Below are 1,453 nucleotides of genomic sequence, written 5' to 3' on the forward strand. Positions count from 1 at the left end.
TAAACTGGCACCCGTGTCAAGGACACTATAAAAAAAGAGTTACACTGCTACTAGATGATCTCTATATTGAATAGGGGTCATCTTTTTTAGATTCCACTGATATCTATAATTGTTATAGTAAACCATATAATGATTTATCTTTGCTTTCAACTCTTCTAATGTCTGACTTGATTCAAAATCCACTTCATCTTTTAAATGACCAAAAAACGATTCCATAGGAGCGTTGTCCCAACAATTTCCTCTCCTAGACATAGACTGACCTAGATTATATTTCTTTAATAATTTCTGATATCTTGGGCTTGTATAGTGAGCTCCTTGATCTGAGTGGATAAATGCATTTGAAACAAGCTTAACCCTCTTGTTATTAATTAGTTTCTGTATTGTTTTAGTCGCGATATCTAAAGTTATCTTATCTGAAATATGGTAAGCTAATACTTCATTAGTAGATCCATCTTTTATGGTTGACAAATAAGCCATAGCCTTATTTCCATATGGCAGATAAGTGATGTCTGTTAATAATACTTTGCCTGGGATTCCCTGCTTAAACTCTCTGTTTAATGTGTTCGGTACGACCTGATGTTCTTTTGTAGCTTTTGCGATTTTCTTATATGGATTTGGTTTTCTATGCGGACAAACAATATTGTATTTTCTCATGATTCTTTGAATCTTTTTTCTACTGTATTTTATTTTGTAATCGTTCTCCAAAATCATTTTAATAGAACGAGATCCCTTCTTGTAACCTCTACGATTAAAGGCCATTAATATATGGTCTCTTGCTTCATTATCAGCTTTTTCCCTTTCTAGTCGACATTCATGCGCTTTTAAGAAGCTGTAGTATCCTGAACGAGATACACCAGTTAACTCACAGAAGTATTTTGTCATATTTTTAAATTGATTCTGTTCAATGGTTTCTAGAATCAACTGGAATATTCTATTCGTTTCGAGTGTTTGACCTTCTCTTAACAGCCTCCTTTCGGTCGTTTCTAGCTTTTTTAATAGTTCTACCTGCCCTTCCAATAACTTAATTTTTGCTTCCTGTTTTTCTATAATTTCCTGTTGAGAAAGTTCTCGTTTTAGAGGTCTACCAGAAGAGGTTTTTCGAGAATCAGAAAGACCTATTAATCCGTTTTTTTCATACGCCTTTTTCCATCTAGCTGCACATAGTTCAATCCTTCTTGTCCCAATAATGTTCTCGTCAAACCCATTTTCTGCAAATATTTGTCTAGGGAGTTTACCTGAGAGATATGCATCCAAAAATCTACACTTAAAATCATCTGTATAAGTAATTGCTAAGTTACTAACCCGTTGTACATTATGGTTATTCTGAAGGATTTTAACTTCTTTATCTGTAAATTTAACTTTGCTCATAATCGTTCCCCTAGTCCCCTAATAGTAGGTTTAAGTATATAAAAAAATACCTATAGATGAAACACTCTTTTTCAAGTGTCCGATC

At 33.6% G+C, this 1,453-nt stretch carries 1 protein-coding gene; it reads right to left on the minus strand.

Annotated features, from left to right (window positions below; genetic code table 11):
- Positions 1-39: 39 nt before the first annotated feature.
- Positions 40-1,368 (minus strand): IS3 family transposase, encoded by a 1,329-nt coding sequence (locus tag LT143_RS20275; protein ID WP_246946197.1) that lies wholly within the window; start codon positions 1,366-1,368, stop codon positions 40-42.
- Positions 1,369-1,453: the final 85 nt, after the last annotated feature.

Origin of the sequence: Bacillus pinisoli (assembly GCF_023036475.1) — a bacterium.
Taxonomy (GTDB): Bacteria; Bacillota; Bacilli; order Bacillales; family SA4; genus Bacillus_BS; species Bacillus_BS pinisoli.